The sequence below is a fragment of the Mycobacterium sp. 1245852.3 genome (assembly GCF_001669335.1).
Lineage (GTDB): Bacteria > Actinomycetota > Actinomycetes > Mycobacteriales > Mycobacteriaceae > Mycobacterium > Mycobacterium europaeum_A.
The window spans coordinates 1-7,308 of the sequence record NZ_LZLL01000476.1; the positions used below are offsets into that span (position 1 = coordinate 1).

Consider the following 7,308-nt stretch of genomic DNA (forward strand, 5'->3'; position numbering starts at 1 on the left):
CTGGGTGAAGTGCACCAGGTAGCGCGCCGAGTTCTTGGCGTCGGTGTCCACATACACCCCGACGCCGCCGCCGGCGCCGGTGCGCTGCAGGATGCCGATGGCCCGGGCCAGCGCCTCGGCATCGGCGGCGTCGTCGATCACGGCCATCTCGTCGAGCAGCGGCCGCACGCCGCGGCGCTGCACGGTGTCCTCGTCGAGGAAGCTGGCATACAGGTCGCCGATGCGTTGCGCGTCGTCGTCGCCGGCGGCCGAACCCTGCCGGCTGGCCTCGACGATCAGGTCGCGCACCTGTTCCTCGGCGCGGTCATACAGCTGCCGGAACGCCCCGTCGGTCGCGCGGTCCGCCGGTATCTCGTATTCGGCCAGCCAGCGGCCGTTGACGTGACCGAACAGGTCGTCTTGGGGGCGGATGCTGTCGTCGACAAAGCTCAGGTCGATGCCCGAGCGGATGGCCGTATTCGTCACCCCGCCATCCTTCCATCTTTCCCGGGTGCAACGATCGGGCCATGTCCGACGGCGAGCGAACCGAGGCACCTGCTGATGAAGCTGTCGTCGACGTCGACCCCGAAGCCGACGTCGACGCGGACTCGAACGACGACGCCGACGCGGACGAATTCGAAAGCGATGGCGTCTTTTCCCATTACGGCGTCGCGTCCGCGGTCCTCGGGGTGCTGTCGGTGGCAGCGGTGGTGCTCGGCTCCGTCATCTGGTCCGACCACCGCGACCAGGTCGCCGAACGCGGCTATTTGAGCCGGGCCATGCAGACCGCCGCGGAGTGGGCGAACGTGCTGATCAACATGAACAGCGGCAACGTCGACGCCAGCCTGCAGCGGCTGCACGACGGCACGGTCGGGGAACTCAACACCGACTTCGACGCCGCCGTGCAGCCGTACAAGGCGGTCGTGGAGAAGCTGCAGTCCAAGAGCGCCGGGCGCATCGAAGCGGTGGCGATCGAGACCGTGCACCGTGACCTGGACACCCGGCCGGCGGGCGCGGGGCCGCCAAGAGAGATAGTCACCACCAAGCTGCCGCCGTTCGCGAGCCGCACCGACTCGGTGATGCTGATCGCCACGTCGGTCAGCGAAAACGTCGGAGCCAAGCCGCAAACCGTGCACTGGAACCTGCGGCTGGACGTCTCCGACGTGGACGGCAAGCTGATGATCTCCGGATTGGCTTCGATCAGGTGAGGATCCGATGAGGAACATCTGGCGGCTGTTCGCCTTCGACGTCGCGGCCCCGCTGGCCGCCATCGCGGCGCTGCTGGCCATCGGGCTGGTGCTGGGCTGGCCGCTGTGGTGGGTGTCGGCGTGTTCGGTGCTGATCCTGCTGATCGTCGAAGGCGTGGCGATCAATTTCTGGCTGCTGCGCCGCGATTCGGTCAGCGTCGGCACCGATGACGACGCGCCGGGGCTGCGCCTGGCGGTCGTGCTGCTGTGCGCGGCGGCGCTCACGGCCGCCGTCGCGACCGGCTACACGCACTGGACCAGGGCGGACAGCGACTTCACCAACGACTCCCGCAAGGTCGTTCAGATCGCCACCGGCATGGCGGAGGCGATGGCGTCGTTCAGCCCCACCGCCCCGACCGATTCCATCGACCGAGCCACGGCGACGATCGTCCCGGAGCATGCGGCCGCGTTCAAGGAGCAGTACTCCAAATCCAGCGCCGATCTGGCCCAGCACAACGTCACCGCCCAGGCCACCACGGTTTCGGCCGGAGTCGAGGCGCTCGGACCGTCGGCCGCCAGCGTGGCGGTGGTCCTGCGGGTCACCCAGAACACCCCGGGACAGCCGCCCAGTCAGGCGGCGCCGGCGCTGCGGGTGACGCTGACCAAGCGCGGCGGCGACTGGCTGGTCGCCGACGTGCTGCCGGTGCGATAGATCAGTTGGCTTCGGCCGAGCGCGCGGACTTCACCTTGACGAACCGGTCCGACAAGCGCCGGATCCGGATCATCAGCGCGGCCGTCGGGCTGGTGCTGCCGTCCAGGTAGCCGTCCAGCTCCTCGGCGGTGACGCCGATGCGGGACGCGAATTCCTGCGGGGCGAGACCCGATCGGTCGATCAAGAGGCGCACGTGGCGGGCGACCTCGGCGCGTTCGTTGGCCTCTAAGTGGGTGCGGGCCCGCTCGAGCACCTCCCACAGCGCCTTGGCGATGCCGTAGGGCCGGGTGCCCTCGAGGACCTCTTCGACCTGGCGGGCGGTCCGCCCGTACGGGTCGCGCTTGAGCGCGCCGGCGATGCGCTTCCAGGTCGCGATGTCACCGCCCTGCAAGGCCGACCGGATGGCGGCCGTCGGCCAGAACTCCACCGGCTGCTCGGGGTCCTGGAAGGGCCCTCCGGTCGGCCCCCCGGGCTGCCCACTGCCGCGTTGACGCTGTTCGGGACCCGGCCGGTGGGGCGGCGGCGCGGAGCGTCGGTCGGGTGCCAACGTCACCTCGCCTCCTCCAGCATCGCCACGGCCACCGACAGGCAGCGCTGCCGGATTTCCTCCCAGTCCGAGCCCGCGTCGGCGTCCGATCCCTGGTCTTCCGGGTGGTCCCAGGGGTTGGGATCTGCGAGTCGACGGACCAACTGGGTGGCAATCCACTGCCGCCTGGATGATTTACAACAGTAATACCTGTCCATTCCGGCCAGCACCACCGCGGCGGTCTCGGGCTCCAATGAATCGACCATGTCTGCAAAGTCGGCATAATCGCGCCGACTGTTACGGCTCATGATCAGGTAGCCCTTCAGCCGCAGGGTCTCGGCACCGGTCGGAACCAGCAGCCGGTCACCGGTGGGCAGCTGCACGTTGGTGGTCTCCACCGGGCTGCGCCGTTCGTATTCCGGCCCGTCGCCGGCCCCGGCGGTGTCGTTTTCCAGCGCGTCGATCGCGACCGACAGGCGTCCCCGCCACAGCGTCACCGGGTGAACCGGCCGGTCGGTCCCGGCGATGGCCTTGGCGATGCCGTTGCGCGAGGCCAGCCCGCCGACCAGCTTCTTGGCCGCCAGGGAGCCGTTGGTGTGGCCGTTGGAGCCGGGCTTCTTGTCGGCCGCGCCCACGCCGACGCTGACCCGCTCCTCGCCGAGCGCGACCTGGTGGGGGATCTGCCCGGGACCCAGGCCGCGGGGCTGGTCCTCGTCGGTGCCGGAGACCGCCTGGGCGGCGTTGCGGCCGCAGCCGGTGAAGGCGAGCGGATCGGCCACGCAGATGGCGTCGGGGGCCAGCTGCTTGAGCTTCGCGGCGGACTTGAGCACCATCCGCAGGTCGGCGTTGGGCGCCACCAGCGCCGAGATGTCGTCGGGGATGACGACGACGTCGCCGAGGTCGACCTCGGGCAGCGGCCGGTCGAAGTCGACCGACGGCAGCACGCGCGACAGCCAGGGCGGCAGCCACCAGTTCCACTGGGCGAACATCGCCATCAGCGCCGGCACCATCACCAGCCGTACCACGGTGGCGTCCACCGCGATCGCGACCGCGCAGGCGACACCGATCTCGGCCACCAGCGGCATGCCGGCGAACGCGAACCCGACGAACACCGCGATCATGATGAGCGCGGCGCTGGTGATGGTGCGCGCGCTGGTGCTGACGCCGTAGGCCACCGCGTCGCGGGTGTTCCCGGAGTGCAGGAAGCGCTCCCGGATGCGGGTGAGCAGGAAGATCTCGTAGTCCATCGACAACCCGAAGGTCATCGCGAGCACCAGCGGGGGCACGGTGCTGTCGATCGAGCTGATCTGGGCGAAGCCGAGGTCCTTCAGCCACCCCCACTGGAACACCATCACCAGGCTGCCGTAGGCGGCGGCGACGGACAGCAGCGTCATCAGCACACCCTTGAACGCCAAGAACACCGAGTGAACCGACACCAGCAGCATCACGAACGCGATCAGCGCCACGATGCCCAGCACCAGCGGCTCGGTCTTGGACACCTGATCGTCGAAGTCCTTGATCAGCGCGGTCGGGCCGCCGACGTCCACCCGCGCCGTGCCCGCCTCGGGGATCTTGGGCAGCTGCGCGCGCATCCAGCCGACGGTCTCGCGGGCCTTCATGTCCTCGGGATCCACCGACAACACCGCCGAGAGCAGCGCGCTGCCGTTGTCCTCGGCGAACTGCGGCGGCGACACCGACACGATGTTGGGTGCCTGCGACATCCGCTGGCGGATCGCGCCGACGGTGTGGCTGTGCTCGGGGGAGGCCGCGCCGCCGTCGGGGAAGTTGATCAGCACCCGGACCGGGCCCAGCGCGCCGGGACCCAGCGCCTGGGCCGCCGCGCCCACCCCGGCGCGGATTTCGTGCGACGAGTCGAACTGGCGCAGCAGGCTGTTGCCCAGCACCATCGACGCGGCCGGCGCCGCCATCACGAGCAACACCAGCGACGCAGCCAGCGCCGACATCCACGGCCGGCGCATCACCCAGCCGATCCAGCGGTTCCAGAACCGGGACTGGGTGCTTTCGGGGCGGCGCGACCAGTGCAGCAGGGCCGACCGCTTGGCGGCCGCCCGGCCGAACGTCGCCAGCGCCGCCGGCGTCAACGTCGTCGAGGTCAGCATGGCCACGGCCACGGCCAGGATGGCGCCGGTGGCCATCGATTTCAGCGCCGGGGTGTTGATCACGTAAATCCCGGTGAGCGAGGCGATCACCGTCATCCCGGACAGCACCACGGCCAGCCCGGAGGTGGCCATCGCGGCGTCGACGGCCTCGCGGGGCTGCCGCCCGGTCCGCAGTTCCTCCCGGAACCGCATCAGGATGAACAGCGAGTAGTCGACGGCCAGCGCGATCCCGAACATCGACACCGTCGAGGTCACGAAGACCGACATGGTGGTGTAGGCGGACAGCAGATACACCAGGCCCATGGTGACCACGACCGTGCAGACGCCCAGCGCCAGCGGGATGGCCGCGGCGGCCAGCGAGCCGAACACGGCGAGCAGCACGATCAGGATGACCGGCAGGTTCCATTTCTCGGCCGCGGCGATGTCGTGCTTGGTGTTGGCCGCGGCGGCGGCGGACAGCGCGCCCTGCCCGATGACGTAGAGCCGGACCCGGCCGTTGGCGGTCTGGCCGGGCTGGTCGCCCTTGATGCCGACCTTGGTGCGCAGCTGCTTGGCCACGTCGCTGGTGTTACGGGAATCCAGCCGCACCGACAGCACGTAGGGCCGGTCCGGCTGCGGCGGCCGCTGGGTGGGGTTGGGGATCTCGGTGGTACCTGGGATGCCGGCCGCGATCTGCCGCAGCTGCGCGACGGCGTCGTTCATGTCCTGGTAGCTGGCGTCGGGACGGGGTGCGGCCACCAGCGCCAGCGACGACCCGCCCTGATCGTGGTAAAGCTCCTCGAGCTGGTCGTGGACCGCCAGCGACTGCGATCCGGCCACGTCGAACCCGCCGCCGGTGAGATTGCCCGACTGTGTCAGCGCCAGATAGACGGCGGGAACCAATGCCAGCAACCAGCCTGTGAAGACCAACCAGCGGTACTTACGCAGGCTGCGGCTGAGGCGCATCATTAACTGCTGGATTTTTCCGCTCCCCGGTTCTCGCGTAACGCGTGTTGGCGACGATACCGCAGCAGGCTGTGGATTATGCGGGCTTATCTAGTTCCTGAGCTGCGACGACGGTGTTGTTGCCAAGACGCTGCGAAGACGTTGTGAACTGGTGACCAAGCGGGATTTCGATCACATATCCCGTCAGGCGCTTTGTTCGGACTGGCAGCGGTGATATCGGCGGTGGCAGGATGTCGGATGGCCCGCGCGGCCCCGGGGGATTCGGGGATGCCTGCGCTGAAACGGGCCGTCTGTTGCAGCCGTTTGCGAGGCGCCCATCCGGCGGTCCGTCGCAAACTCGAAGGAGTTACCCATGACGAGAGCCACCGCTGGACGGGGTCGCAGAATCTTCGCCGGGCTGGTCGCCGCCGCGGTTCCCGGAGCGGCCGCGGCGGTGTTCGCCGGCGCGCCGGCGACCGGCGCGAACGACCCGTGCGCGGCCAGCGAGGTCGCCCGGACGATCGGCTCGGTGTCCAAGTCGATGGGTGACTACCTTGATTCGCACCCGGAGACCAACCAGACGATGACCTCGATGCTCCAGCAGCAGGCGGGTCCGCAGTCGGTGAACGGGCTGAAGTCCTACTTCGACGCCAACCCCAAGGTGGCCGGCGACATGACGTCGATCGCCCAGCCGCTGACCAGCCTGTCGCTGCAGTGCAAGCTGCCGATCTCCATCCCGCAGGCGCTGGGCATGGTCCAGCAGGCGCAGGGCGCGGCCGGTGGGCTGCCCGCGCTGCCGGCGAACCCCGCGCCAGCGTCGCCGTTGGGTGGGACCACCGGTGGCGCCCCGGCGGCGTCGCCGCCCGCGGCGACCAACCCGCTGCCGGGGCCGCCGCGGGGGAACACCGTCGGCTAGGGCTGGCCGTCCGTCTCCGGATTGCGATCGGCCGGGTTGTGATCCGCCGGATTCCGGTCCGGCGGTAACGGCCCCTGCAGCGCCGCCTCGGTCGGGTCGGCCGCGGCGTTGCCCGCGAGCGGGACGACGGGCAGCGGACCGGTGATCGGGTCCTCGTCGGAGTCGGTGACGTTCTCGGTGCGGAACACGAAGAAGAACACCACCCAGCCGATCGCCGAGATGAGCAGCCAGCTGATCAGCCGGTAGATCAGCATCGCCGAGATCGCATTGGGCAGCGACATCCCGCTGGACACCAGGCCGGGCACCAGCACCGCCTCGACGATCAACAGCCCGCCGGGCATCAGCGGGATCGTGCCGACCGCGCGGGCGGCCGCGTAGGCCACCGTCAGCCCGGCCACCGAGGCGTGGTCCCCGGCGGCGTAGGCGGCAAACCCCAGGCAGGCGACGTCGGCGATCCAGTTGAACATCGACCAGCCGAACGCCACGCTCAGGTCGCGCCGGCCCAGGCTCACCGACTCCAGCTGCATCAGCGTCTCGCGCCACTTGTCCAGGCCGGCCTCGGCCGGCCTGCCGCGAACCGAGTTGACCCACGCGAGGACCCGGCTGCCGATGCCGTCGATCAGCTCCGGGCGCGACGCGACGGCCTGGGCCAGCAGCAGCAACGCCACGAAGCCGCCGAGGGTGAACAGCAACGAGAACGGGTTGTTCTTCGCGCCCAGCAGGAAGGCGCCGCCCAGGCCGAGCAAAGCCAACCCCACCGCCTGCAGCACGCCCGACATCACCAGCTGCCACGACGCCACCACCGTCGAGGCGCCCCAGAGCCGCTGCTGGCGGAACAGGAAGGTCGCCGACAGCACGGGCCCGCCGGGCATCGTGGTGCTCAGCGAATTGGCGGCGTAGAAGGCCGCCTCGGACCGCAACTGCTTGACATGCACGCCCGCCGA

The 7,308-nt window shown here is 69.8% G+C and carries 6 protein-coding genes and 1 pseudogene; 3 read left to right on the plus strand and 4 right to left on the minus strand.

Features of this window, described 5'->3' with window-relative positions; genetic code table 11:
* Nucleotides 1–465, minus strand: a pseudogene (locus A9W96_RS21185) (peptidase M13); the annotation flags it as partial.
* A 41-nt stretch (nucleotides 466–506) separates the two neighbouring features.
* Between A9W96_RS21185 and A9W96_RS21190 the strand changes: the two are divergent.
* Together A9W96_RS21190 and A9W96_RS21195 are read left to right on the plus strand one after the other, a co-directional pair.
* Complete coding sequence (locus A9W96_RS21190; protein ID WP_066872097.1) at nucleotides 507–1,187, plus strand: hypothetical protein; 681 nt, start codon at nucleotides 507–509, stop codon at nucleotides 1,185–1,187.
* A 7-nt stretch (nucleotides 1,188–1,194) separates the two neighbouring features.
* Entirely contained in the window at nucleotides 1,195–1,878 is a 684-nt protein-coding gene (locus A9W96_RS21195; protein ID WP_066872101.1) for a hypothetical protein, read from the plus strand.
* 1 nt (nucleotide 1,879) lies between these two features.
* Here A9W96_RS21195 and A9W96_RS21200 read toward each other — a convergent pair whose 3' ends face one another.
* Together A9W96_RS21200 and A9W96_RS21205 are read right to left on the minus strand one after the other, a co-directional pair.
* Nucleotides 1,880–2,431 (minus strand): hypothetical protein, encoded by a 552-nt coding sequence (locus tag A9W96_RS21200; RefSeq protein WP_066872104.1) that lies wholly within the window; start codon nucleotides 2,429–2,431, stop codon nucleotides 1,880–1,882.
* On the minus strand, nucleotides 2,428–5,472 hold the full coding sequence (locus A9W96_RS21205) for an MMPL family transporter (RefSeq protein WP_067142775.1): 3,045 nt from the start codon (nucleotides 5,470–5,472) through the stop codon (nucleotides 2,428–2,430). The genes A9W96_RS21200 and A9W96_RS21205 overlap by 4 nt, the downstream gene beginning before the upstream one ends.
* A 349-nt stretch (nucleotides 5,473–5,821) precedes the next feature.
* Here A9W96_RS21205 and A9W96_RS21210 point away from each other — a divergent pair, with 349 nt between their 5' ends.
* The gene (locus A9W96_RS21210; RefSeq protein WP_066872111.1) at nucleotides 5,822–6,364 is read left to right on the plus strand and encodes a hemophore; all 543 of its coding nucleotides are present in this window, start codon (nucleotides 5,822–5,824) and stop codon (nucleotides 6,362–6,364) included.
* On the opposite strand, the gene A9W96_RS21215 is transcribed toward A9W96_RS21210, so the two are convergent.
* A partial coding sequence (locus A9W96_RS21215; protein ID WP_067142778.1) for a YbhN family protein occupies nucleotides 6,361–7,308 on the minus strand: 948 nt, incomplete at its 5' end. The genes A9W96_RS21210 and A9W96_RS21215 overlap by 4 nt on opposite strands.